This window comes from Rahnella sp. PCH160, assembly GCF_047784855.1.
Lineage (GTDB): Bacteria > Pseudomonadota > Gammaproteobacteria > Enterobacterales > Enterobacteriaceae > Rahnella.
The window spans coordinates 2,593,324-2,619,802 of the sequence record NZ_JBLOGT010000001.1; the positions used below are offsets into that span (position 1 = coordinate 2,593,324).

21 protein-coding genes and 1 pseudogene are annotated in these 26,479 nt (G+C 54.5%); 5 read left to right on the plus strand and 17 right to left on the minus strand.

Annotated elements, in window-relative coordinates; all coding sequences use genetic code 11:
* Positions 1-11: 11 nt before the first annotated feature.
* The 3 genes from artJ to ACM5QY_RS12015 form a co-directional block, all read right to left on the minus strand.
* Complete coding sequence (gene artJ, locus ACM5QY_RS12005) at positions 12-743, minus strand: arginine ABC transporter substrate-binding protein (protein ID WP_416120819.1); 732 nt, start codon at positions 741-743, stop codon at positions 12-14.
* Between the two features lie 47 nt (positions 744-790).
* The gene (artP, locus tag ACM5QY_RS12010; RefSeq protein WP_416122872.1) at positions 791-1,519 is read right to left on the minus strand and encodes an arginine ABC transporter ATP-binding protein ArtP; all 729 of its coding nucleotides are present in this window, start codon (positions 1,517-1,519) and stop codon (positions 791-793) included.
* Between the two features lie 230 nt (positions 1,520-1,749).
* Positions 1,750-2,331 carry a lipoprotein gene (locus ACM5QY_RS12015; RefSeq protein WP_416120820.1) on the minus strand — a complete coding sequence of 194 codons (582 nt, stop codon included), beginning with the start codon at positions 2,329-2,331 and terminating at the stop codon, positions 1,750-1,752.
* 176 nt (positions 2,332-2,507) lie between these two features.
* Between ACM5QY_RS12015 and ACM5QY_RS12020 the strand changes: the two genes are divergently transcribed.
* The gene (locus ACM5QY_RS12020; protein WP_013574757.1) at positions 2,508-2,834 is read left to right on the plus strand and encodes a heavy metal-binding domain-containing protein; all 327 of its coding nucleotides are present in this window, start codon (positions 2,508-2,510) and stop codon (positions 2,832-2,834) included.
* Positions 2,831-3,675: pseudogene (locus tag ACM5QY_RS12025) on the plus strand (N-acetylmuramoyl-L-alanine amidase). The gene ACM5QY_RS12020 and the pseudogene ACM5QY_RS12025 overlap by 4 nt, the downstream one beginning before the upstream one ends.
* Before the next feature lie 20 nt (positions 3,676-3,695).
* On the opposite strand, the gene ACM5QY_RS12030 reads toward ACM5QY_RS12025, so the two are convergent.
* The 7 genes from ACM5QY_RS12030 to ACM5QY_RS12060 form a co-directional block, all read right to left on the minus strand.
* Positions 3,696-4,730: an NAD-dependent epimerase/dehydratase family protein gene (locus tag ACM5QY_RS12030; protein WP_416120821.1), complete on the minus strand. Its 1,035-nt coding sequence runs from the start codon at positions 4,728-4,730 to the stop codon at positions 3,696-3,698.
* A gap of 267 nt (positions 4,731-4,997) precedes the next feature.
* Complete coding sequence (locus tag ACM5QY_RS12035) at positions 4,998-6,434, minus strand: DUF2867 domain-containing protein (protein ID WP_416120822.1); 1,437 nt, start codon at positions 6,432-6,434, stop codon at positions 4,998-5,000.
* An 81-nt stretch (positions 6,435-6,515) separates the two neighbouring features.
* Positions 6,516-7,529 (minus strand): low-specificity L-threonine aldolase, encoded by a 1,014-nt coding sequence (ltaE, locus tag ACM5QY_RS12040; RefSeq protein ID WP_416120823.1) that lies wholly within the window; start codon positions 7,527-7,529, stop codon positions 6,516-6,518.
* Positions 7,530-7,619: 90 nt separating this feature from the next.
* Entirely contained in the window at positions 7,620-9,341 is a 1,722-nt protein-coding gene (gene poxB / locus ACM5QY_RS12045) for a ubiquinone-dependent pyruvate dehydrogenase (protein WP_416120824.1), read from the minus strand.
* 215 nt (positions 9,342-9,556) lie between these two features.
* A complete protein-coding gene (gene hcr, locus ACM5QY_RS12050; RefSeq protein WP_416120825.1) occupies positions 9,557-10,570 on the minus strand; it encodes an NADH oxidoreductase in 1,014 nt (337 codons plus the stop codon).
* A 7-nt stretch (positions 10,571-10,577) separates the two neighbouring features.
* Positions 10,578-12,230 (minus strand): hydroxylamine reductase, encoded by a 1,653-nt coding sequence (gene hcp, locus ACM5QY_RS12055; RefSeq protein WP_416122873.1) that lies wholly within the window; start codon positions 12,228-12,230, stop codon positions 10,578-10,580.
* 168 nt (positions 12,231-12,398) lie between these two features.
* The gene (locus ACM5QY_RS12060; protein WP_416120826.1) at positions 12,399-13,298 is read right to left on the minus strand and encodes a LysO family transporter; all 900 of its coding nucleotides are present in this window, start codon (positions 13,296-13,298) and stop codon (positions 12,399-12,401) included.
* A 189-nt stretch (positions 13,299-13,487) separates the two neighbouring features.
* Here ACM5QY_RS12060 and ACM5QY_RS12065 point away from each other — a divergent pair, with 189 nt between their 5' ends.
* Complete coding sequence (locus ACM5QY_RS12065; RefSeq protein WP_416120827.1) at positions 13,488-15,221, plus strand: DUF2813 domain-containing protein; 1,734 nt, start codon at positions 13,488-13,490, stop codon at positions 15,219-15,221.
* Here ACM5QY_RS12065 and ACM5QY_RS12070 read toward each other — a convergent pair.
* Both ACM5QY_RS12070 and cspD read right to left on the minus strand, forming a co-directional pair.
* Positions 15,218-16,207 carry a VirK/YbjX family protein gene (locus ACM5QY_RS12070; protein WP_416120828.1) on the minus strand — a complete coding sequence of 330 codons (990 nt, stop codon included), beginning with the start codon at positions 16,205-16,207 and terminating at the stop codon, positions 15,218-15,220. The genes ACM5QY_RS12065 and ACM5QY_RS12070 overlap by 4 nt on opposite strands.
* Before the next feature lie 320 nt (positions 16,208-16,527).
* Entirely contained in the window at positions 16,528-16,749 is a 222-nt protein-coding gene (gene cspD, locus ACM5QY_RS12075) for a cold shock-like protein CspD (RefSeq protein ID WP_416120829.1), read from the minus strand.
* Between the two features lie 382 nt (positions 16,750-17,131).
* Between cspD and clpS the strand changes: the two genes are divergently transcribed.
* Positions 17,132-17,452, plus strand: a complete 321-nt coding sequence (gene clpS, locus ACM5QY_RS12080; RefSeq protein WP_416122874.1) for an ATP-dependent Clp protease adapter ClpS — start codon at positions 17,132-17,134, stop codon at positions 17,450-17,452.
* A gap of 27 nt (positions 17,453-17,479) precedes the next feature.
* Complete coding sequence (gene clpA / locus ACM5QY_RS12085; protein ID WP_416120830.1) at positions 17,480-19,762, plus strand: ATP-dependent Clp protease ATP-binding subunit ClpA; 2,283 nt, start codon at positions 17,480-17,482, stop codon at positions 19,760-19,762.
* Between the two features lie 219 nt (positions 19,763-19,981).
* On the opposite strand, the gene infA is transcribed toward clpA, so the two are convergent.
* The 5 genes from infA to trxB form a co-directional block, all read right to left on the minus strand.
* Positions 19,982-20,200, minus strand: a complete 219-nt coding sequence (gene infA / locus ACM5QY_RS12090) for a translation initiation factor IF-1 (RefSeq protein ID WP_002211347.1) — start codon at positions 20,198-20,200, stop codon at positions 19,982-19,984.
* Between the two features lie 93 nt (positions 20,201-20,293).
* Complete coding sequence (gene aat / locus ACM5QY_RS12095; RefSeq protein ID WP_416120831.1) at positions 20,294-21,028, minus strand: leucyl/phenylalanyl-tRNA--protein transferase; 735 nt, start codon at positions 21,026-21,028, stop codon at positions 20,294-20,296.
* Between the two features lie 53 nt (positions 21,029-21,081).
* Entirely contained in the window at positions 21,082-22,803 is a 1,722-nt protein-coding gene (gene cydC / locus ACM5QY_RS12100; protein WP_416120832.1) for a heme ABC transporter ATP-binding protein/permease CydC, read from the minus strand.
* A gap of 2 nt (positions 22,804-22,805) precedes the next feature.
* Positions 22,806-24,572 (minus strand): heme ABC transporter permease/ATP-binding protein CydD, encoded by a 1,767-nt coding sequence (gene cydD, locus ACM5QY_RS12105; protein ID WP_416120833.1) that lies wholly within the window; start codon positions 24,570-24,572, stop codon positions 22,806-22,808.
* Positions 24,573-24,818: 246 nt separating this feature from the next.
* A complete protein-coding gene (gene trxB, locus ACM5QY_RS12110) occupies positions 24,819-25,787 on the minus strand; it encodes a thioredoxin-disulfide reductase (protein ID WP_416120834.1) in 969 nt (322 codons plus the stop codon).
* Positions 25,788-26,479: the final 692 nt, after the last annotated feature.

The following is a 26,479-nucleotide window of genomic DNA, read 5'->3' on the forward strand; positions in this document are numbered from 1 at the left end:
GATAGGCAAACTTATTGCTGGAACCATTTGGAATACAGCGTCTTGTAGGTACCGTCTGCTTTCACTTTTGCCAGAGCATCGTTCAGTTTAGTCAGCAGTTCGGTGTTGTTCTGACGAACGGCTACACCCAGACCGGTACCGAAGTAAGTAGGATCAGTGATTTTGTCACCCACGGACGCCAGATTTTTGTTCTGCTTCAGCCATTCGTTGACCACAGCGGTGTCACCGAAAACAGCGTCCAGACGACCATTTTTCAGATCCAGTACGGCATTCTGATAGCTGTCGTAAGGCACGGCGGTGATTTCCGGATGTTTATCCATCAGGAATTTCTGGTGAGTGGTGCCGTTTTGCATACCAACGCGTTTGCCTTTCAGCGCCGAAACGTCAGCGAACTGGCCAGTGTGAGCGATGAAAATGGCGGAGTTATCGTAGTAAGCGTTAGTGAAGGAAACTTGTTTTTCACGCTCAGGCGTGATGTCCATACCGGAAATGACCGCATCAAAACGACGGAATTTCAGGCTTGGGATCAGACTGTCGAAGGCCTGGTTTGTGAATGTGCAGGTGGCCTGCATCTCTTTACACATGGCGTTGGCCAGATCGACGTCGAAGCCCTGAATCTGATTGCTGGCGTCTACAAACTCAAACGGAGGATAAGACGCTTCCATCGCGAAACGGATGGTATCAGCAGCGCTGGCAGACAAACTGACGGTCGCCAGAACCGCGGCAATTACTAATTTTTTCATCGCTTACTCCGTAGAAAACATCAATCAATATGTTGATAGGAAAAGTTTTAGTGAGAAAGGTAGCTCGCAAACTCTTTGGTTTTCGGCTGAGCGAAAATTGACGTGTCACCCTGTTCGACAATGCGACCATTTTCCATGTACACCACGCGGCTGGCGGTTTTACGTGCCACTTCCACTTCGTGGGTCACAATTACCTGAGTAATTCCGGTGCCTGCCAGTTCGCGGATAATGCTGACGATCTGGGCGGTAATTTCCGGGTCAAGCGCGGCGGTCGGTTCGTCAAACAGCAAAACCTGCGGTTCCATCATCAGCGCACGGGCAATCGCCACACGCTGCTGCTGGCCACCGGAAAGGTGCAGCGGAAAACGATCGGCGTAATCGGTCAGGCGCAGACGGGTCAGCAATTTCTGGGCACGTTGCATCGCGACATCTTTTGTCAGACCCAGAACACGCATCGGGGCTTCCAGTAAGTTGTCGAGCACGGTGCGGTGCGGCCACAGATTGTATTGCTGGAAAACCATCCCGACGTTCTGACGCAGTTCGCGGACCGCTTTCTCATCAGGTTTGCGGGTGAAATCGAAGGTATTACCGGCGATTTGCAGTGTGCCTGAACGGGGCATTTCCAGCAGGTTCAGAACACGTAACAGAGAGCTTTTACCTGCACCACTTGGACCCAGTAAAACGAGGGTTTCACCGGCAGGGCAGTCGAGCTGAATGTCAAAAAGCGCCTGATGCACGCCATAGAAGCAGTTGATGCTATTAAGTTGAATACTCATGCGCAAATAGTGAATAGCCATTGATGCCGCAGATGGTAACTTCCACAGCATAGTTATGCAACGATCACGGCTTAAAAATTATGTGTCGCCGCCCAGGTGGCAAAGTGTAGCACAAGATATTGTTGCATCACTGTGATGCAAATGTTGGTTAATGACGATATTCAGTATTAACCCCTGTTATGCAGTCACTTAACAGCGTCACGTCAGGCGGCTTTTTTAAGAAAGTGCGGTTACTGGTTTTCCAATACCTGGCGCAGCGTTCCGTTAGAGACGAAGTCCAGATTGGCCATATAACGCACGTCATCTACGGTCCAGCATTTGCCTTCGCGCACCATCAGGATTTCATCTTTCCAGTGCGTGGTTGCGCCTTTGTCTTTCTCGCGGGTGAACGTGACGCGCAGCGGAATGTTGCGGGCGTCGGTGTTAGGGATAGTAGAGGCGCTGTCCACGGAGGCGGACGTCGGGCCATCAAACAGGCTGGAGAAAATGTCGCCATCGCCTGAACCTGCACCGGTTTTCTCATTTGGCGAAGCCGCGATATCCACTTTCGGCTGCGACTGCGCTTTGAGCAGGGCCGCGTAAAGTGCGGTGCTCAGATAAGGCCGGTAAGCGGCGAGCTGGCCTGAGTTCGGGATCCCGCTGCCGCCTTGCTTGATACGAAAATCATAGAATTGCTGGGCGACGCTGTCGGGGCCACCGTCGATACATGGCGCGCTGCGGCTACCAATATCCTTATAAGCCGGGTCTACCGTCGTACAGGCATTTAACATCAATACCAGAGGGATTGCGGCGACTAGAATTTTCTTTTTCATCGTATTCCTTACTGAAAGATTGAACGTTTTCACCATGACTTTCTTAATCCTACAGTATAAAACCGATTTGGCTTAATGCATGGCGCAGAGAAATGATACGTTCAGGCCGGATACATCGTTTATGCTATCCGGGTGCATTTCTCCGACATGTGGACGACAACTGATAAGGAATACTCATGCAAATTTCAACCACTCCGACCCTGGAAGGTTTTACCATCGCGGAATATTGCGGTGTGGTCACGGGCGAAGCGATTTTAGGTGCGAACATTTTTCGTGATTTCTTTGCGGGCGTGCGCGATATCGTCGGCGGCCGTTCAGGCGCGTATGAAAAAGAACTGCGCAAAGCGCGTGAAATCGCTTTTCGCGAACTGGAAGAACAGGCGAAAGAACGCGGTGCTAACGCCGTTGTCGGCATTGATATCGATTATGAAACCGTGGGCAAAGACAGCAGCATGCTGATGGTCAGCGTCTCCGGTACCGCTGTTATCGTGCATCGTAAATGAGGCGTTTGGGCATCAGGAGCGGCGTAATTGCCGCGCTTTTTCTGGCCCTGACGGGGTGTCAGAGCAGTGATCAGGCGAAAAATTTACCTTACCGGCTGGAAACCACGCGGCAGGCGCAGGGCATGGATCAGCGGATCCGTTTTCTGGTTATCCACTACACCGCAGAAGATTTTCACAACGCATTAAATACGCTTACCGATGAGCACGTCAGTGCGCATTACCTGATCCCGGCGCAACCGCCGCGCGAAAACGGGAAACCCGTCGCGTGGCAACTGGTGCCGGAAAACATGCGCGCGTGGCATGCGGGAGCCAGCGGCTGGCGCGGACGCACTAATCTGAATGATACGTCCATCGGTATTGAGCTGGAAAATAAGGGTTACAGCACGACGCTGCTGGGCAAAAAATTCTATCCGTTCCCACCCGCGCAAATCGATTTGCTGGCTGACCTGAGCAAGAGCATTGTCGCGCGCTATCAGATTGATCCGCGTAACGTGGTCGCACACAGCGATATTGCGCCGCAGCGTAAAGACGATCCGGGCCATTATTCCCGTGGCAGCAGATGGCGGCGCGGGGCATTGGCGCATGGCCCGATGCGGCGCGGGTCAGCCATTTTCTGGCGGGCAGAAATCCGCAGCAACCGGTCGGTCAGGCGCATCTGCTGACCTTGCTGAAACAGTACGGTTATACCGTGACAGAAAACATGACGCCGGAGCAGGCTCGCCGTGTGATTGCGGCGTTCCAGATGCATTTCAGGCAGAGTGATTATCGCGGGAATGCCGATGCGCAGTCAGAAGCCATTGTTCTGGCGCTGTTACAGCAGTTCCCGGATTCGAATAACTGAGAAAGCGGCTGACCTTACGGTCAGTCGCGTTTCGGGCCAATGCCGTGCAGGCCCTGAAGTTTACCGTGGTCGCGCAGCCAGGCGGCGGTGCGGATAATCCCCTGATCCAGCGAAATCACCGGCACATATCCCAGCTCTTTCTGTGCGCGCTGCGTGTCGAGCGTGAGATCGAAATTCAGCTTCGCGACACTGTAATGGGTCAGCACCGGCTCTTTGTGTGAGCTTTTGCTGATGCGTTCCATGCCGCGTGCCATCATGTCCAGCAGCGGATAAGGCACCGAGCGGATGCGGTATTTGATGTCCAGATTTTCCATCAACTGCTTCACCAGCGTGCGCAGCGGACGCGGTTGCTGATTGGTGATGTTAAACGCGCGTCCGGATTCTGTGGATTCAGACTGCGTTGCCAGCCACATCGCGTGAACCGCGTTCTCCACGTAGGTCATGTCGACCAGCGCTTCGCCCCCGCGTGGCAGCATCAGCGTGCCGCCATATTTCAGCATTTGCATAAGACGGGGCAGTAGCACGTTATCGTGCGGCCCGAACAAACCCTGCGGGCGTAAAATCGTGAAATGCGTTTGCGGATTGGACATCGCCAGGGTGTGGATCACCTGTTCACCGGCGGCTTTGCTGCGGGCGAAGGAGTTGGCGAAACGGTGAGGGCGGAAGTCTTCCGGAATGTCGCGGTGATGATGAAAATCGAAATAAATTGCCGGTGAGGAAATGTGCACAAAATTTTCCACGCCATACGCGGTGGACCATTCGCCCAGACGGCGCGTCGCGCGGACGTTCGCCAGTTCGAATTCCTGTTCGCTGCCCCACGGCGACATCAGCCCGGAGCAGTGCCAGACGGTATCCACATCGGCGAGCAAGGCTTTGGCCTGCGCCGACACCAGTGTGGTGAGATCGGCATGAATAAATTCCGCGCCCATTTTTTGCAAAAGTGAACCCATGGCGGCATTGCGACCCGTCGCCCGGACTTTAATCCCCTTATTTCGCAAAAACTCGACCGCATTGCGCCCTAAACCGCTGCTAGCGCCGGTAACCAAAACTCTCATAACTACTCTTCATCCTTCACGTTGCAGCGGTGTTCGCTGCTCTCATTCACCCGAATCACTGACTCCAGTCAGCTCATCGGGATTCATTCGTTTGCTGCCTTGCTGCAACCCGAATGATTTTGAGTACATCCCAATGAGTGAAATTACTGAGGCTGGGGCGCCTCTCAGCAATAAGCGCGCCATTCTTTCGTGAAATTGTGCGGGTTGCAATGGAAAAGGGAGGCAGCAATGTCTGAAACTGTGCGATTGCGCTTTAAATAAACCCTTTCAGCTTCCGCAGCGGTCTTTCTGACGGGCCAGACTGGCGATGCGTTTCGCCATGCCTCGAAAAATAAACTGATGAGCGGGCATCATACTGAACCAGTAGAGCAAACCGCTGAACCCGGCCGGATGCCACCATGCACGAACGTCCAGACTGCGGCTCTCGCCGTGATCGGTGATCGTGAACGTCAGCCGTCCGAGCCCCGGCGCTTTCATTCCGAATAACAGCGCCAGTTCACGCTGCGGTTTCAGGCTGATCACTTTCCATCCGTCAATTTTATCGCCGATTTTCAGGAAGTCCCGGTCAGGGCGGCCATACTTTACGCCGCCGCCGAGAAGATCGTCGATGCGTGCCCGCGTCTTCCACAACCCGTTGGCATAGAAATAACCTTCCACGCCACCGAGTTTCTGCACCACTTTCCACAGCGACGCTTTTGACGCTGACGTTTCCAGCGTGAAGCCCGCCTGTTTCGGGTAATAACCGTAGCCGGGCCGCCAGCGCGCACGGGCGTCCGGGTCATAGCCCCAGTCGGGTGAATCCATGACCTGCTGTTGTTCTCTTTCCAGCGTGCGGCGAATCGCCTCATCAATAGAAATCAGCTCCTGCGGGATCATCGCCTGAAGTGCTTCGCTGTCGGCGGGTAAATCGTGATTGAGCCCCTGGATCAGCGCCTTGGCGAGCGACGTCGGCACCGAGGTAATCAGGCTGAGGAAATACACCGAAACAAAAGAGGTCGGCAGGGGAACGGGGATCAGCCAGCGGCGTTTCCCGCTCAGGGCAATAAAGCGTTCGAACAGCGTCTGATAGCTGATGTACTCCGGCCCGGCGGCGTCAAAAATACGGTTTCCGCTGGCGGGCAAGGTCACGAGACCCTGCAAATAATTGAGCAGGTTTTCCAGCGCTACCGGCGAGGATTTCGAGCGAACCCACTGCGGCGGCGTGAGGACCGGCAGGTTGTAGACCATATCGCGCATGACTTCGAACGCCGCTGACCCCGCGCCGATCACAATGCCGGTGCGCAGTTCTGTCACCGGTATATTGCTCATCCGCAGTAAATCGCCCGTCAGTTTGCGCGCCTGCAAATGGGGGGAATGGTTGCCTTCCGGCTGCATGGAACCGAGATAAACAATGTGTCTGATGGAGGAATCGCGCAGCGCCAGCAGGGTGTGTTGAGCGGCCTGACGCTCTTTTTCCAGCAGGTCATCCTCTTCGGTCATCGCGTGAACCAGATACACCAGCACGTCGGCGCCTTCGAAGGCGCTGGTCAGCGTTTTACTCTGGTAGACATCCGCAAAACAGTAACGGACGTGAGGCCATTTTTGTTGTTGCAGCCATTCGATGCGCCGCGCGGCCGCAGTGACCTGAAAACCATGCTGGCTCAGGTGTGCAGTCAGATGTTGTCCGATATATCCACTGGCACCGAGGACGACAATTCTTGGCATAATCCGTTTGCTCTGAGAGTAGGGGAAATCATGAACATGCGGCGACAGCCTGTGGGCGTGCCGCCGCAGAAAGGCTGACGGTCAGGCGTGCTGGTGCAGGAATTCCTGCCACAGGGCGACGACTTTTTGCAGGTCTTCACGGCTGATATTGATGTGCGTCAGCACGCGGGTCAGCGGTCCGGCGCTGATGATGACGCCGCGCTCACGCATCCACGGGCCCATTTTTTCGGCCAGCTCAGCGCTCTGTTTGATGTACAGAACATTGGTCTGCGGGCCGGGCCCGGCGATTTCCACGCCGATATTGCTCAGCTGTTCAGCCAGCCACTGCGCATTGTCATGGTCATCTTTGAGGCGCGCCACGTTGTTTTCCAGCGCATAAATGGCCGCCGCGGCCAGAATGCCGGACTGGCGCATGCCGCCGCCGGTCATCTTGCGCCAGCGATTCGCGCGATGAATATACTCTTTGCTGCCGACCAGCAGGGAACCAATCGGCGCGCCCAGACCTTTTGACAGGCAAATGGTCAGGGTGTCGCAATATTGGGTGATTTCGCTCAGCTCAACATTCAGCGCGACGGCGGCGTTCATGATTCGCGCGCCGTCGATGTGCAGCGCCAGCCCTTTTTCACGGGTAAACGCGAACGCTTTTTGCAGATAATCGAGCGGAAGCACTTTGCCGCTGTGCGTATTTTCCAGGCTCAGCAGACGGGTGCGGGCGAAGTGAATGTCATCGGGTTTGATGGCGGCGGCGATTTTATCCAGCGGAATGGAACCGTCGGCGGCCATGTCGAGCGGCTGCGGCTGAATGCTGCCGAGAACTGCGGCACCGCCGGCTTCGTACATATAGTTGTGGGCTTTCTGGCCGACAATATACTCTTCTCCGCGCTGACAGTGTGTCAGCAGCGCAACCAGATTAGCCTGTGTACCGGTCGGTAAAAACAGCGCGGCTTCTTTGCCACACAGTTTCGCGGCCATATCCTGCAGAGCATTTACCGTTGGGTCATCGCCGTAGACATCATCGCCGACTTCAGCGCTGGCCATCGCCTGACGCATAGCTTCGCTGGGGCGGGTTACGGTATCACTGCGTAAATCGATCAACGTAATAATCCTTCTACCAGGTGAATGTTAAGGGGAGGAAAACGCGGGCAACGCGTGCCCGCCTGACCCTCCACTATATCCCTGTCGGGGTTACCGCAGCCAGTTGGTTTTTGCCAGTTCGATGACTTCGTCACCCCGGCCACTGATCACCGCACGCAGCATGTAAAGGCTGAAGCCTTTTGCCTGCTCAAATTTAATCTGTGGCGGCATCGCCAGTTCTTCGGTGGCGGTGATGACATCCACCAGCACCGGACCTTCATAGGCAAACGCATCCTGCAACGCGGCGTCGATGTCCGAGGCTTTTTCCACGCGGATCCCTTTAATCCCTGCCGCTTCGGCAATGGCTGCGAAATCCGGATTTTTCAGCTCGGTGCCGTCGGTCAGATAGCCACCGGCTTTCATCTCCATCGCCACAAACCCCAGCACGCTGTTGTTGAAAATGATGATTTTCACCGGCAGTTTTTGCTGCGCGAGCGTCAGAAAATCCCCCATCAGCATGGCAAAACCGCCGTCGCCGCACAGCGCCACGACTTGCCGCGAGCGGTCAATGGCCTGTGCACCGATGGCCTGCGGCATGGCGTTGGCCATCGAACCGTGGTTAAACGAACCGAGCAGACGGCGCTGGCCGTTCATTTGCAGATAACGGCACGCCCAGACCGTTGGCGTCCCGACATCGCACGTAAAGATGGCGTCTGCGGCGGCGAAACGGCTGATTTGCTGCGCCAGATATTGCGGATGAATCGCCTGTTTGTCGTTCGGCGTTGCCAGCGCATCGAGATCTTTGCGCGCTTCTTCATAATGCTTCAGGGCTTTGTCGAGGAACTTACGCTCAGTTTTCACCTGCAATTGCGGCAGAACGGCGGTCAGGGTGGATTTGATGTCGCCGACCAGCGCCATATCGACGTGACAGTGCGCACCGATACTGCCCGGATTGATATCTATCTGAATGATTTTCGCGTCCGTCGGGTAAAACGCGCGGTACGGGAATTGCGTGCCGAGCAGGATCAGCGTGTCGGCATTCATCATGGCGTGGAAACCTGAGGAGAAGCCGATCAGCCCGGTCATTCCGACGCTGTACGGGTTATCCCATTCCATATGTTCTTTGCCGCGCAGCGCGTGAACCACCGGGGCTTTCAGGGTTTCCGCCAGCTTAATCACTTCATCGTGCGCACCGGCACAACCGCTGCCGCACATCAGGGTTATGTTGGTCGCGCCATTGAGCAGTTCGGCCAGCTTATCCAGCTCAGTCTGCTGAGGCTGCACTTTCGGCAACTGCGGCGGATACCAGCTGACTTTGGCGTCTTCCGGTGCCGGTTTCAGCGCGACGTCACCGGGCAGGACAATCACGGAAACGCCACGGTTCAGGATCGCCTTGCGCATGGCAATAGCCAGTACCTGCGGGAGCTGCTCCGGGTTGGTGACTAATTCGCAATAGTGGCTGCATTCACGGAATAATTCGGTCGGATGGGTTTCCTGAAAATAGCCGCTGCCGATTTCGCTGGAAGGAATATGCGCGGCGATGGCGAGCACCGGAACGTGGTTGCGATGGCAGTCGAACAGGCCGTTGATCAGATGCAAGTTACCGGGACCGCAGGAACCGGCGCAGACCGCCAGCTCACCGGTGATTTGTGCTTCGGCACCGGCGGCAAATGCGGCGACTTCCTCATGACGCGTGCCGAGCCATTCGATGGTGCCCATGCGGTTCAGGCTGTCGCTCAGCCCGTTGAGCGAATCGCCGGTCACGCCCCAGATTCGTTTTACGCCTGCTGCTTCAAGAGTTTTCGCCAGATATGACGCTACGCTCTGTTTCATTAACTGATTCCCTCCGGTGTGCCCGTGATCTTTCGTTATGCATGAAATCTTCGGGCGGGTTTTAAATAAGTGGATTAAGCATAGTCCACTGATTACATCCACGAATGCACAGCCTTAAACCATACAAAATTACGCGGGGAGGGGAGGTGAAGTTTTGTAAATCTGCCCGCACAGACTGTAAAAAGTCATGAGCGGGCAGTGGGAGGGGGCGGAGATCAAGCGAGCGTGACGTCGCCCTGAAGCTGACAGCTGCACGCCAGAACGTAGCCCTGCGCGACGTCTTCGTCGGTGAGCGTCATGCGGCTGGTGGTCGTGTAATCACCGGACAGAACGCGGGTTTTGCAACTGCCGCAAACGCCCGCGCGGCAGGCTGCTGTGACCGGCAGTTTGTGCTGTTCCATGGCCGCCAGCAACGTTGAGCCTACCGGCACGCGGTAGTTTTCAAGCGGCGTCAGGCGGGTCAGCGTCAGTTGCTGATCTGCCGAAACAACTGCTTCGGTGGCCTGAAACTGTTCCTTAACGATATTTTGTGGCGGAACACCCAGTTCGGCCGTCCATTTCCCGGCCAGTGCCATATATGGCGCAGGCCCGCAAATCATCACCCGGCGCGTAGCGATATCCGCCACCTGGCTTTGCAGCAAATCCTGACTGAGACGACCTGCAATCTGGCCCGGCGCCGCGTCATTTTCTGCCAGAATGGTCAGACGAAGTTGCGGATATTGCGCGGCCATGTGCTGCCATTCCTGTGCAAAAATGACGTCCTGCGGGCTGCGGACGCTGTAAAACACCTGTACGCTTTGCGCCGGAGAATGCGCCAGAACGCGGCGTGCGATGGACATCACCGGCGTTACGCCGCAACCGGCAGCCAGCAATAATAAAGGCTGCTGCGTTGCACAGGTGAATTCGCCCTGAGCGTCCGAAAGCCACAGGTAATCGCCCGGTTTAACCTGCTGCGTCAGCCAGCCGGAGCCTTCACCGCCCTCAATCCGGCGCACCGTCAGCTGGATAAAACGGCTCACGCCCGGCGTGGAAGAGAGCGTATACACGCGCTGTATGTCACCGCTCTGGCCGATATTCACCCCCGCAAACTGGCCCGGCTGATACGGATAAACGTCGTGATTAATCAGCGACAGCGTCCAGACATCGGGCGTTTCCTGCGTGACGGAATACACCTGCATGCGGTTCTGGCACAGCGCCGTCGGCTGGTCAGGAAATAAAGGAAAGTTCATCTCAGATTTACTCCGCCAGCATGGTTTTCAGATCCTGCTCAACCGACGTAATCGAACGCAGGCCGAACTGTTCGTTGAGCACCGCCAGCAGATTATCGGTCAGGAAGGCCGGAGCCGTCGGGCCGGTGACGATATTTTTCACGCCCAGCGACAACAGCGTCAGCAGGATCACAATCGCTTTCTGCTCGAACCACGAAAGCACCAGACTCAGCGGTAAATCATTCACGCCACAACCGAGTTTCTCGGCCAGATTGACCGCCAGAATAATCGCGGCGTAAGCATCGTTGCACTGGCCGACGTCCAGCAGGCGCGGCAGCCCTTCGATGTTGCCGAAGTCCAGTTTGTTGAAGCGGTATTTCCCGCAGGCCAGCGTCATGATCGCGCAATCCTGTGGCACGCTGCGTGCCAGATCGGTGAAGTAGCTGCGCTCGCCGCGGCTGCCGTCACACCCGCCGATCAGGAAGATATGACGCAATTTTTTGGCGGCAACTAAATCAATCACAGTATCGGCCGCGCTGAGCAGCGTCTGACGGCCAAAGCCGACGGTAATTTCCTGTTCAATTTCACTGTACGGGAAACCGGAAAGTTGCAGCGCCTGGCTGATCACCGGCGCAAAATCTTCGCCTTCCAGATGCTGTACGCCCGGCCAGCCGACAATGCTGCGGGTCCAGATGCGGTCGCCGTAGTTGCCGACGTTAGGGTCAATAATGCAGTTGGAGGTCATCACCACCGGGCCGGGGAATCGGGCAAACTCAACCTGCTGATTCTGCCAGCCGCTGCCGTAGTTACCGGCCAGATGCGGGAATTTTTTCAGTTCCGGATAACCGTGCGCAGGCAGCATTTCGCCGTGGGTATAAATATTAATGCCGGTGCCGGCGGTCTGTTCGAGCAGCATCTGTAAATCTTTCAGATCATGCCCTGAAATCAGGATGGCTTTCCCTGCCAGCGGACGCACATTGACGGACGTCGGGCGCGGATGGCCGTAAGCGTCTGTTTCGCCTTTATCCAGAATCGCCATCACGCCGAAGTTCATTTTGCCGATCGCCATCGCGTTTTCGAGCAGTACGCCCATGTCGGACGGTTGCGTGCCCAGCCACGCCATCAGGCGGTGATATTCGGCATAAATCGCGGTATCCGACTGGCCGAGAACGTGCGCGTGTTCCATATAAGCCGCTGCGCCTTTCAGGCCGTACAGGCACAACATGCGCAGCCCGTGAATGTCATCGCCGATCTGCGCTTTGTCGCCGTTAAGCGCAAATTGCTGCGCCTGTTGTTGCAGGTCATTCAGGTTATCGCTGACCAGTTCCAGCGCCGCCAGCGGGTGATCGACGGTGATTTCCGGATCCATCAGACGGCAGCGAACCGCCAGCGCTTCACGATGAATAATCGCTTCGCGCGCGTAACCGACGATACGGTCGGAATCGAAGTTAACGTTGGTGAGTGTGGAGAAAAATGCCCGTGGCGCGAAGCTGTCAATGTCTTCATCGACAATACCATAACCGCGCGCCGCCAGAGCCCAGGCGGATAAGCCCTGCAAAACGGCAACCAGCAAGTCCTGTAAATCTGACGTTTCAGACGTTTTACCGCACATACCCTGCGCATAAGCGCAGCCATTGCCCGCCGGGGTACGGACTGTTTGTTCACATTGCACACAAAACATCATTCGGTCCTTTTTTAAAGTTGCATTTGAAATGCTTGTTTTAATGCAAGCCTAAGACCGGGGCGAAAAGAAATGAAGGAGTTTTTGAGACAAAGTGACGCTGAGTTGATTTAAAGCAATTTTTGCAGGGGAGTTCCCGCTGTCAGAAAACAGCGGGAAGGGCAGGTGTCATGCGGAGAAAAAGGCCATCAGCACGGGGGCGATCAGGCTTAACACGAAACCGTGAACCACCGCCGGCGGTACCATATCCAGCCCGCCGCTGCGTTGAAGAACCGGCAGGGTGAAGTCCATGGAGGTGGCGCCGCACAGGCCGAGTGCGGTCGAACGGCTGCTGCGCACCAGCGTCGGGATCAACATGATGGCGCAAAGCTCACGCGCCAGGTCGTTAAAGAACGCCGCACTGCCAATCACCGGCCCGAATGAATCCGTCAGAACGATACCGGAAAGGGAATACCAGCCGTAACCCGAGGCCAGCGCCAGACCGGTTTTCAGCGGCAAGCCGAGCAGTAATGCGGCAATCGCCCCTCCGATTAACGCGCTGAATGCTACCACCATCGCCACCATCATGCCGCGACGGTTCAGGATAATTTGTCGCAGCGTCATGCTGCTGTTGCGCAGTTGCAAACCGACCAGCGCCAGCAGGAATAACAGGGCGAGTTCACTGGCCTGGGAGGCGAAGGTCAGCCAGTGCCACTGCGTCAGCCCGAGCACAAAACCGCCGATCACAACGCCGCACAGCTTCAGGGATTCCAGCGCCATGTGAAGGCGTGAAGGCAGCGTTTCCTGCTTATGCTGCGTTTTCCACGGACGGCGGCGTTCGAGCAGCCACAGCGCGGCGTAGTTCATCACGAAAATGCACAGGAAACAGACGGCGGCATATTTGAAAATCAGCAATAAATTCTCACTGAGATTGTCGAGGAAAGCCAGACTGATGCCCATAATGAAAAGAATGACATACACCATCCAGCTCAGTAGTTGGTTAACCAGATGCAACAGGGACCGGTTTTTGAGCGGAATGAGATAACCGACAATCAGTGGCAAAAGAATAATTAACAGCCCGGAATACATAATGCAAAAATCCCTGAAAAGTGAGGTTCCATGAATGGAGCGGGACACAGAAAATGCCGCCCGACACGCTAACGAAAAGTAATCAGACTGTAAAGCAGCTTCGGCACGCAGAGCGTGTTCTCCGGGCTTGACCTGAACCCTTTTTTAACGCCATGCTCAGGCAAGCACTGAGCGCACAGGAGGCGTCTGATGTATCTGGAACGTATTGATATTGTGGGTTTTCGGGGTATCAACCGGCTGTCTTTGACACTGACCCAGCCCGCGCAGCGGGGCGCTTCAATTACCGGCTTTGCGCATCAGGGGCAGGCCGAGTCCTTCATGACTAATACGGTACTGATTGGTGAAAATGCCTGGGGTAAATCCAGCCTGCTGGACGCCCTGACACTGCTGCTTTCGCCGGAACCCAAACTTTACTGTTTCAAAGAGGAGGATTTCTATTTTCCTGCCGGAGAACAGGAATCTAAATCACAGTATCTGCACGTCGTGTTTACGTTTTGTGAAAATCAGGCCGGGCACCATACGTCACCGCGATTTAATCCGCTATCCCCTCTGTGGGTAAAATGTCCCGATAAGCTGAACCGTATTTACTACCGGCTGGAAGGGGAACTGGACGATGACGGCAGTGTGATGACGCTGCGCAGTTTTCTGTCATCCAACGGCCAGATGTTAAATCTGACGACGATAGACCCGCTGGCGCAGGCACTGATCCGCCTGAATCCGGTGCTTCGCCTGCGCGATGCGCGCTTTATCCGGCGTTTGCGCAGCGAAACGCTGGCCCCGCGCCTGGCGGTCAATAACGAAGAACTGGCGAAACAGCTCGACGAGCTGACGCGCGGGCTGGTGCATAATCCGCAAACGCTCACCAACAGCGAACTGCGCAGCGGGTTGTCGGCAATGCAGCAGTTGCTGGAGCATTATTTTGCCGAGCAGGGCACATCGAACAGTGCGCCGTGGCAGCAAAAACGTCATGGCCGCGCCGAGAGCCGCAGGGCATGGCGATCGCTGGATAATATCAACCGCATGATTGCCGAACCAAACAGCCGCAGTATGCGGGTGATGCTGCTGGGAATGTTTTCCACGTTATTGCAGGCCAAAGGTTCAGTGGTGTTACATCCGGACGCACGGCCTTTGCTGCTGATTGAAGACCCCGAAACCCGCCTGCATCCGATCATGCTGTCGGTTGCGTGGGGATTGCTGGATCAGTTGCCGTTACAGCGCATCACCACCACCAATTCCGGTGATCTACTTTCTCTGGTGCCGGTCGAGCAGATTTGCCGGCTGGTGCGCGAATCCGGTCGCGTCGCAGCTTACGGCATCGGGCCGGAAGGGCTGAGTATGGAAGACAGCCGGCGCATAGCTTTCCATATCCGCTTTAACCGGCCCTCGTCGTTATTCGCGCGCTGCTGGTTGCTGGTAGAAGGCGAAACGGAAGTGTGGCTGCTCAATCAGCTGGCGCGCCAGTGCGGTTACCATTTCGAGTCTGAAGGCATCAAAGTGATTGAGTTTGCGCAGTGCGGCCTGAAGCCGTTGCTGCGTTTTGCCCGGCAAATGGGTATCGAATGGCACGCGCTGGTCGACGGCGACGAAGCCGGGCGCAAATACGCAGCGACGGTGATTGCTAACGTGGAAGCTCACGACGATACGCTGCGTTACCGGCTCACGGCCTTACCGGCACAGGACATTGAGTATTTTCTGTATCGCGAAGGTTTTGAGGATGTGTATCGCAAAAATTCGGCGATACCGGCGAACGTGCCGATGGCACCGAGAAGAATTATTGATAAAGCGATTCACCGCAGCTCAAAACCCGATCTGGCCATCGATGTGGCGATGGCGGCGTCTCTGCGGGGAACCGCGTCGATTCCTCCGCTGCTGCGGCAAATGTTTTCCCGCGTTGCCTGGCTGGCGCGCGGCAGGGCGGATTAAGCTGCCCTTGTTTCCTGCAGGACGGCCGGATGGCCGTGTCCGCGGGTGAAAGTCTGGCGGATCTGGCTTTCCAGTTCATCGAGCAACTGATAACGGCGGCGGTATTCGGAGCGGCGTTTGCTGGCGATTTCCTCCAGCGGCCGGTGGGCAATCTGGCGGGGCAGATGGAAATATCCGTCTTCGCCCTGTCTGGCATCCATCGTTTCCCAGAAGCTGTCGTAATCGGCAAACACCCTGCCTTTACGTTTTTTATAACGCGGATTTTCATAGATGTGCGTCTGTTTTCCGACGGCCACAATCTGCGTCATGCCGGTGACATCCGCGAGAGTTGTCAGTGCTTCAATCACAAGACGTTTTGGAAATAAACCGTGGCAGGCTTTGGTCGCCCGCTGAATTTCCTGATGATCTACGTTCGCCTTCGGCCCCTGTAATGCGCCAATAAACAGCGTCGGTTTTCCCTGATATTCAATAAACGAGAACGTCACGATGGCAATAGAAACGCCTCCGGTATTGTGGAAGGTCAGCGTGGCTTCGCCTTCTTTATCCAGACGGGCGATGGCGTTAAAGGTGATAGCGTAATGTTGCTCTTCTTTGCCGGTCAGTGTGGCGATCGCCATACTTTTTTTGCTCAGGTAACCGTGATTAATCCCATCCGGCAGACAATGGCCGATCATGTCGTAGTGATCGGTGATGCGTTTCATGGCTTGTTCCGGCGTGATATTGGCCGCCTGATAAGCGCGGTGCAGTTTGCACGGCAGGCTTGGCATCGCCGCCAGGATTTCATCACGCTGCGGATGACGGGCAAGATAATCCAGCATCCCGAATGTCCGGCGCGGGTGCATCAACGCGCGGAAAAGAAATTTAAACCGGTAACGCGGTAATTTCCATGACGGGCCCGGTACCGTGCGGCAAGAGAGTAATGCCGTCATCAACTGCAGGCCGGAAAGCGGAGCCTTTTCTGCGGAAGGGTAGCTGAAAGTGGTCATGGAATTACCTGTCAAAGTGAACCGGATATCGGTAGCCGTTATTTCAACAGGGGGACAATAAACAGGTGTGCAACGGGGGAAATTATGGAGAAATTGAACGTGATTTGTTGAGATTGTGTTTAGACTTAATTTGTTTTATGTCCTGTCTTAGCAATCGGTGTCTAAAAAATGACCTTTTTTTTGCATTCGGGGCTTGAAGCCAGAAGCATTCTCCCCCATAAATAAAAATGCCAGTCAGTGAGTGACCGGCATTTGATTTGTTAATTTGATTTGTTAATAACCTCACGCTGAGCGTGATTCGAGTCTGTGAACTGAACCGGTCAGGCGACCGCTTCGCTTTCCACCGGGATAATGAGGCTGGCATGATTCCCCTTTGGGCCTTCATGAACGTCAAAATTGACCGGCTGTCCGGCCTTGAGTGTCCGGTAACCCTCCATCTGGATTGTGGAGTAGTGAGCGAAGATGTCTTCACCGCCATTTTGCGGGCAAATGAAGCCAAAGCCTTTAGCATTATTGAACCATTTAACAGTACCCGTCTGCATGCTGCTACATCCCTCTCATGACTAGTCTGGTAGTAAATAGATAAAGCCAGTTGAGTGAGCACGAAGGCCAGAACGCAGCAGAAAAATATCTGTTCGATCCGTTCAGCTCACGAATTTACACTCTAGTGGAATAGAGTTGGACGTCAAGGAAAGGGCATTTGTCCTAAGGGAGCAGATAACCAAAGTTTGAGGCAGGTAACGCTATTGACATATTTTGTTAAAATATCGATAGCGAAGCCGGGCGCAGGGAAGACATTTTGTGCAGCGGCAAGGTGAGGCCAGAGATGGTAAAATACCGGAATAACAACGTGAGGCTCCGCAGAAAGTGTTCATGTTGGTGTATTTGGCTTCCAATACGATCTTCACAGGTGATGAACAGGCAATGGGCAATAATCAAGACTGGCTAAACTTTGAACATTTGACGGCGAATAAACAAAAGGATGAGGTAAAACCGCCATCTATGTATAAAGTTATATTAAACAACGACGATTACACTCCAATGGAATTTGTGATTGACGTTCTGCAAAAGTTCTTTTCTTATGATATTGAACGTGCAACGCAACTGATGCTCCAGGTGCACTATAGAGGCAAAGCGATCTGCGGTGTTTACACCGCCGAAGTCGCGGAAACCAAAGTCGCACATGTGAATGAGTACGCCAAGGAGAACGAGCATCCGTTGCTGTGTACGCTGGAAAAAGCCTGATTAAGGCAATCTATTTGGGAGGTGCCTATGCTCAATCAAGAACTTGAACTCAGTCTCAACATGGCTTTCGCTAGAGCCCGTGAGCACCGGCATGAGTTTATGACCGTGGAGCACCTGTTGCTGGCGTTGCTCAGCAACCCTGCTGCCCGTGAAGCGCTTGAAGCTTGTACAGTAGATCTCGTGGCCTTGCGCCAGGAACTGGAAGCCTTCATCGAGCAAACCACACCCACCTTACCTGCCAGTGAAGAGGAACGTGATACCCAGCCAACGCTGAGTTTCCAGCGCGTTTTGCAACGTGCGGTATTCCACGTTCAATCTTCCGGTCGCAGCGAAGTGTCTGGCGCCAATGTGCTGGTCGCGATTTTCAGCGAACAGGAATCACAGGCCGCCTACCTTCTGCGCAAACATGATGTCAGCCGCCTTGATGTGGTGAACTTTATTTCGCACGGTACCCGTAAAGATGAAACGGGTGGCCAGGCGCAAAACAATGCGGAAAACCCAGTTAACGAAGAACAGTCGGCGGGGGAAGATCGTATGGAGAACTTCACCACTAATCTTAACCAGTTAGCGCGCGTAGGTGGCATTGATCCGCTGATTGGCCGTGAGAAAGAACTGGAGCGCGCTATTCAGGTGCTCTGCCGTCGCCGTAAAAACAACCCGCTGCTGGTGGGCGAGTCTGGTGTCGGTAAAACCGCCATTGCTGAAGGTCTGGCATGGAGAATTGAGCAGGGCGATGTGCCGGAAGTCATCGCCGAGTGCACCCTGTATTCGCTGGATATCGGTTCTCTGCTGGCGGGCACCAAATACCGCGGTGATTTTGAAAAACGTTTCAAATCCCTGCTGAAACAGCTCGAACAGGATAAGAACAGTATTCTGTTTATTGATGAAATCCACACGATCATCGGTGCAGGTGCGGCGTCGGGTGGCCAGGTTGATGCGGCTAACCTGATTAAACCGTTGCTGTCGAGCGGCAAGATCAGAGTGATCGGCTCAACGACCTATCAGGAATTCAGCAATATCTTCGAGAAAGACCGTGCTCTGGCGCGTCGTTTCCAGAAAATTGATATTACTGAGCCCACCGTTGAAGAGACCGTTCAGATTATTAATGGCCTGAAAACCAAATACGAAGCGCATCACGATGTGCGTTATACGGCGAAAGCGGTGCGTGCAGCGGTTGAGCTGTCGGTTAAATACATCAATGACCGTCATCTGCCGGACAAAGCCATCGACGTTATTGACGAAGCGGGCGCACGCAGCCGGTTAATGCCGGTCAGCAAACGCAAGAAAACCGTTAACGTCAGCGACATCGAAAGCGTGGTCGCACGTATTGCCCGTATCCCGGAAAAAACCGTTTCGGCAACAGACCGCGATGTGCTGAAGAACCTGGGCGATCGCCTGAAGATGTTAGTCTTCGGGCAGGATCCTGCCATCGAAGCCCTGACCGAAGCGATCAAAATGAGCCGCGCCGGTTTGGGTCAGGATCATAAGCCTGTTGGTTCATTCCTCTTCGCCGGGCCTACGGGTGTCGGTAAAACAGAGGTCACGGTTCAGCTGGCAAAAGCGCTGGATATCGAACTGCTGCGCTTTGATATGTCGGAATACATGGAACGCCACACGGTCAGTCGTCTGATTGGTGCGCCTCCGGGATATGTAGGTTTTGATCAGGGCGGTTTGCTGACGGATGCAGTCCTTAAGCATCCTCACGCCGTGGTGCTGCTCGATGAAATCGAGAAAGCCCACCCGGACGTCTTCAATCTGCTGTTGCAGGTGATGGACAACGGGACGCTGACCGACAACAACGGTCGTAAAGCGGACTTCCGTAACATCATCCTGGTGATGACCACCAACGCCGGTGTGCGTGAAACGGAACGTAAATCGATTGGTCTGGTTCATCAGGATAACAGCCCTGATGCCATGGAAGAGATCAAACGTACCTTTACGCCGGAATTCCGTAACCGTCTGGACAACGTAATCTGGTTCAACCATCTGTCTACGGATGTTATCCAGCAGGTTGTTGATAAGTTTATTGTTGAGTTGCAGGCGCAACTGGATGCGAAAGGTGTCTCACTGGAAGTCAGTGATGAAGCCCGCGACTGGCTGACGGTGAAAGGTTATGACCGTGCAATGGGCGCGCGTCCGATGACCCGTACCGTTCAGGAAAACCTGAAAAAACCTCTCGCCAACGAACTGCTGTTTGGTTCACTGGTGGATGGCGGTTCCGTCTCTGTGGCACTGGATAAAGAGGCTGACAAGCTGACATATCACTTCATGAGTGCGCAGAAGAAAAAACCGGAAGGTGCGGTGCACTGATTTTCATCAGCGATAAAAAAACAAAAGGCGATGTGAAAACATCGCCTTTTTTCTTTCCGAAATTCTTTATTTAATTGCAGGAATTAGTGAGGGATTTCTGAAAGGTTAATGAAACAAATGCCGGATTGCGGATACCACAAAACGCCCTTGCAAAAGCAGGAAGGGCGAAAAGGGTATCCTCAGGTATCGCCGGAAACTCAGCGATGAGTGAGCCGCTTATTAACGGCTACGGAAGACAATGCGGCCTTTGCTCAGGTCGTACGGGGTCAGCTCTACAGTGACTTTGTCGCCCGTCAGGATGCGGATGTAGTTCTTACGCATTTTACCGGAGATGTGAGCGGTAACTACGTGTCCGTTTTCTAATTCTACGCGGAACATAGTGTTGGGCAGCGTATCAAGTACGGTGCCTTGCATTTCAATGTTGTCTTCTTTGGCCATCGAATCCTCTAGGTCTAACTACCATAGTTTTTAACCGGCAAGATAATGCCGAAAAACCCACATTATGTAAAGAAGTATGGTTCATGACCGCACCTATTCCCTATCCTTCGGGAACACCGGCAGGTCTTCGTCATGTGGGGATAAGTCTTGTGGCAACCAGCAATCCGGTGTTAACGCACGTTGCGCAAGTTCGGATAACTGCTGCAAAAATTGGCGGCGGGGGATCTCTCTCGCACCCAGCGACGCAGTGTGAGGGTTGAGCACCTGACAGTCAATCAGTTCTCCTCCATTGCGGGAAAAATGTTGGCAAAAAACCATCAACGCGCACTTGGAGGCATTTTCACGGCGGCTAAACATCGACTCACCGCAAAATAATCCGCCAACGGATACGCCGTATAAACCGCCCACCAGTTCGTCACCTTCCCAGACCTCAACTGAATGCGCGCGGCCTGCTTCATGCAATTCCTGATAACCGCGCTGAACCAGAGGGCCAATCCAGGTGCCGTCTTCACGCTGCAGCGCGCAGGCGTGGATCACCTGTTCAAAACGCTGGTTGAGCGTATAGCGATAAGGTTTTTTGCGCATAAAACGTTGCAGGCTGCGGCTGGCGTGGCGTTCTCCCGGAACCAGAATGGCGCGTGGGTCGGGCGACCACCAGAGGATCATCTCGCCGGGTTCGAACCAGGGAAAAATCCCGTGCTGATAAGCTGAAAGCAGGCGCGGCGCAGTGAGATCGCCGCCGATAGCCAGCAGGCCGTTCGGCTCCTCCAGGGCAGTGTCAGGATCCGGAAAATGAACAGAATTGGCTTCAAGCTTAACTAACCGCATAGATCTCCTTATCCGGCGACCTGCGGGCCGCCGCTAATACCCGGAACCTCACATCAGCCTCGCGACAGAAAGCGTGCGTAACGTCCCTGTGCGGCGGCCAGTGTCTGATGATCACCTTGTTCCACAATCTGACCCTCTTCCATGACACAAATTCTGTCGAGAGTTTCCAGACCGTTGAGACGGTGCGTCACTAAGAGTAGCGTCTTATTCTGACAATGCTTGTGCAGCAGTGCCAAAATATGTTGTTCCGTCTCGGCGTCCAGCCCTTCGGTCGGTTCGTCGAGCAACCACAGCGGCGCATCGTGCAATAGGCTGCGGGCGAGGCCTAAACGACGCTGTTCGCCACCGGAAAGCTGACGGCCACCTTCACCCAGCCACGCGTTCAGCCCTTCGTTTTCCAGAAGTACATGCAAATCAACCTGTTTCAGTACGTCAGTAATCTGTTCATCTGAACATTTCGGTGAGGCCATCCGCAGGTTATCACGCAGCGTGGTATTGAATACGTGTACGCGCTGGCTGACCACAGTGATCATCCGGCGCAACGTCGTTTCATCGTATTCCGTGATGTCATGGCCGTTAAGTATCAGTGAACCACTGCTGATGTTCCATCCACGCGTGAGCAACTGTAAGAGCGTGGATTTACCACAACCTGTCTGGCCGAGCAGGGCGATATGTTCACCGGCGCGAATATCCAGAGTGATATTTTTCAGTACCGGCAACGGCTGGCCCGGATAGGTGAAATTAACGTCTTTAAGCGAAACGCTGATCTGTACACCGGCTGACGGGCCTTGCTGCGGAAAAGCCACGTCGGCAGGCTGGCTGATGATCTGGGTTACGCGCTGTGCCGACGCGATAACCTGACCGAGATGCTGGAAAGCCGCAGCAACGGGCCCGAGCGCTTCAAACGCCGCTAACGGCGTAAAGACAAACAGCGCAATCAGCGCGCCGGGTTGTGGGAAGGCACTGAGCCCGCCCGCCGCCAGCCACAACATCAGCGTGACGGTCAACCCGGCGGCGGCAATAATCATCGCCTGCGACAGACCGGTAAGCTTTGCCTGCTGTTGCTGGCGCAACATCCAGCGGCGTTCAATATCATCCAGTTGCTGGCGGAATTGCGACTGTGCGCCAAAAACCACCAGCTCGCCTTGCCCCTGCAACCATGCAGTCAGCTGCGTACGATAATCGCTGCGCAACGCCGTCAGTTCGCGTCCCGCAGGTTTTCCGGCGCGGTAGAAAATCACCGGCAAAAGCACCATCAGCGCCAGCATAATGGCACCGAGTATCAGTGCCAGCGTGACATCGAGGAAACTCAGCCCGAAAGTTACCAGAACAATCACCACCAGCGCACTGAGGAGCGGCGATATGACGCGCAGATAAAGGTGATCCAGCGTATCAACGTCGGCAACGAGGCGGTTGAGCAGATCCCCCTGACGAAAACGCGCAATACCGCCCGGCGTCAGGGGCATGATTTTAGTGAATGTGAATACGCGAAGGTGAGCCAGCACGCGGAAGGTCGCATCATGGCTGACCAGCCGTTCGGCGTAGCGTCCCGCTGTCCGGGCAATGGCCGCACCGCGCACACCCGCCGCAGGCAGCATGTAGTTAAACGTGTAAAGCCCGGCCAGACCGGCAACGGCAGATGCCGCCAGAAACCAGCCGGAGAGCGTCAGCAGCCCGATGCTGGCCATCAACGTGACAATCGCAAGAATGACACCCAGCGACAGGCGGAACCCGTGGCGGCGATATAACGCGAGATAAGGCAGAAGAATTCTCATGATTACAGCTCCTTACTGCGCTGAGATAACAGACTGGCGAACAGCCCGCCCTGAGCAACCAACTGCGTGAATGTGCCGCGCTCGGCGATTTGTCCTTTATCCATGACCCAGATTTCGTCGTAGTCGCGCGTGTCTTCCAGCTGATGCGTGACCAGTAATGCGGTCTGCGATTTAGACGCCCCGTTTAAAGCACTCATGACGCGTTTTTCACTGTGCGCGTCAAGGCTAGCCGTCGGTTCATCGAGCAGTAATAACTGGCAGGGAGAAAGCAGGGCGCGTGCGACGGCAACACGTTGTGCCTGACCCACAGAAAGTCGCGCCGCGCTGTCGCCCAGCTCAGTTTCCAGCCCCTCAGGCAGCAGCGGCAGAAATTCATTCACATACGCCCGGTCAATGGCGCTTTGCAACTGCGCTTCGCTAATATCCGGCTGATTCAGAACAATATTTGCGCGAAGAGTTTGTTCCGGCAGATGTGGATTTTGGCCGACCCAGCTAAGTTGTTTACGCCATTCATCATTACGTAACGTTTTCAGCTCTATGCCGCTGGCGTTCAGGGAACCCTGGTAGGGCAGGAAACCGAGGATCGCATTGAGCAGGGAGCTTTTGCCCGCGCCGCTCAGACCGACAATCGCAATACGTTGTCCGGCCGGAACGGTAAACGTCAGCGGACCCGCCAGCGTTTTCCCCTGCGGTGACTGAACAAGCAGGTCACACGCCTCAAGTGAAACGTTCTGACCTTGTGGCCAGATCTTGTCGCCATCACCCATCTCCGCTTCTTCGGCGCTCAGGAACGTCAGCAGGCTTTCTGCCGCACCGACTGCCTGCGCTTTGGCGTGATAGAACGCGCCTAAATCACGCAGCGGCTGGAAGAATTCAGGGGCGAGGATGAGCACGAGGAAACCGGCGAAAAGCGTCACTGGTGTGCCGTAGCTGCCAAAATTCAGCTCGCCAAGATAAGAGAAACCAAAATAAACGGCGACCACGGCGATGGATATCGACGCAAAAAACTCCAGCACGGCGGAGGATAAAAAGGCCAGACGTAAAACGTCCATCGTTCGTGCGCGGAAGTTTTCAGTGGAGCGTTTGATTTTCTCCACTTCGGCGTTGCCACGGTTGAAAAGGCGCAGGGTATCCAGACCGCGCAGGCTGTCGAGGAAATTACCGCTCAGACGCGCCAGCGCGACAAAGTTACGGCGGTTTGCATCCGCAGCACCCATGCCGACCAGCGCCATAAACAGCGGGATCAGCGGGGCGGTGAACAGCAGAATTAATCCGGCGGCCCAGTTAATCGGGAACACGCTCACCAGTATCAGCAGGGGAATAATCCCTGCCAGCGCTATTTGCGGAAGGTAGCGGGCATAGTAATCCTGCATATCTTCGATTTGTTCAAGAATGATGCTGGCCCAGCTACCGGCCGGTTTGCCCTGGATCCACGCGGGGCCTAATTTTTCCAGACGATCCAGAACCAGTTTGCGCATTTCATGACGAATTATCCGTCCGCAGATGAAACCCACCTGTTCACGCAGCCAGGTCACGACGGCGCGCAGAATGAAAGTCAGGGCCATCAGCAGGAAGCTTTTTAAAAGGGTTTCACGCGGCGCATGTTCGATGATCAGACCGTGTAAAAGTCCTGCCATCAGCCAGGCCTGTGCGAGGATCAGTAAACCAGATAACAAACCCAGCATCATGGACAGACGGATCCAGCCTTTTGCGCGTGAGCTTTGTTGTTTTAACCAGCGGATAAGTTCTTGTTGTCGTGTTTTATTCATCAGGCATCAGTCTGCGCAGCAATCCGGGTGGGAGGCCGCTCATGTTACATGCTTGAGTTAGTACTGAAAACAAGAAGGCGGCAATTAAGCCGCCTTTACCCGTCATTCTTCAGATTGCAGATGTGTTGGCTTCGCTCACTCACCCCGGTCATATCGTTATCTATGCTGCCGGGGATTCGTTTACTTGCCGCCTTACTGCAATCCGAATTATTTAGGGTAATTTGAGAGAAAGTTCAGCAGCGTGAATTATAAATCTGACGCTTGCGATAAACCGTCCAGATAACGCTCGGCGTCGAGTGCCGCCATACAACCGGTTCCCGCAGAGGTAATCGCCTGACGATAGATGTGGTCCATCACGTCGCCTGCGGCGAAAACGCCCGGAATGCTGGTCTGCGTGGCGTTGCCATGTGAACCCGACTGCACTTTGATGTAGCCATCTTTCAGTTCCAGCTGACCTTCGAAAATGCCGGTGTTCGGGCTGTGGCCGATAGCAATGAACACGCCCGCGACGTCAACCTGCGTTTTTTCATCAGTGCGGACATCAAGCAGACTCGCGCCGGTCACGCCCATCTGATCGCCAACCACTTCGTTCAGCGTTTTGTGCGTGTGCAGAATGATGTTGCCGCTGGCCACTTTAGCGTTCAGGCGATCAACCAGGATTTTTTCGGCGCGGAAATTGTCACGACGGTGGATGAGGTGAACTTCAGAGGCGATGTTTGCCAGATAAAGGGCTTCTTCCACCGCCGTGTTGCCGCCGCCGACAACCGCAACTTTCTGATTACGATAGAAGAAACCGTCGCAGGTGGCACAGGCAGAAACGCCACGCCCTTTAAACGCTTCTTCAGAAGGCAGGCCAATATAACGTGCGGATGCGCCGGTGGCGATAATCAGCGCGTCACAGGTGTATTCGCCGCTGTCACCGGTCAGGCGGAACGGACGGTTCTGCAAATCAACGTTGTTGATGTGGTCAAAAATGATTTCGGTATTAAATTTGGTCGCGTGCTCGTGCATGCGTTCCATTAACCCCGGACCTGTCAGACCTTCCGGATCACCCGGCCAGTTTTCCACTTCCGTGGTAGTGGTTAGCTGACCGCCTTTTTCCACACCGGTGATTAAAACCGGGTTCAGGTTAGCGCGTGCTGCATAAACCGCAGCGGTATAACCCGCCGGGCCGGAGCCCAGAATCAATAATTTACTGTGTTTAACCGTACTCATGCGTAATTCATCTCCGCGATGGCGACTAGCGATAAACCGATTGTAGGGAAAATAGCGCGTTAAAAAAAGTAAACTCAGATGTTGTTAACGATTTGTCTGATAGTTTTTACTGCTCAACCCGCGTAGAAAGGATTTTGCCGTCGGTAACTGTTTGATGGGTAGGGTAAAAAACCAGCGTAAAAGTATTAACGCGTTGGTGTGTTGTTTACCAGTACGCGGCCTTTTGGATACAAATCACGGCAGTTTATGTGGATTTGACAGAAATAAGGTGTGAACTGAATTGTTATTGTTCAAAGATAAAACACAGCTAAAAAGGGGGCGCTGGCTTTTCAATCTGGCACGTTCTTCTGATTTTGCTTCTTTTACTTTGACAATCCGCTGTGCATTTGCGAAAACATCAGGGTAAGAAGAAATTAACTGCCTGTCTGTGACTTGAAATTATGCGATTGGCTGCTACCGGATCCGTTCTGGTCTTGCTTTTTGGCTTTTGGTTACAGCAGGGTTTAGTGAATCAGGTTGGCTGTTTACAACCTATTAATTTCGCAAGGTTATTTCTTTTGAGTATCCGCTTGTATGGCCGTGTTCCTTTTGACAGGGGATCAACACAGCTTTTGGATGCGTAAACCTTAACAATCGGGTCTTCGCTTGGGACAACCCTTAGACATTGAAGTTGGCTGGGGTATGGCAGGTAC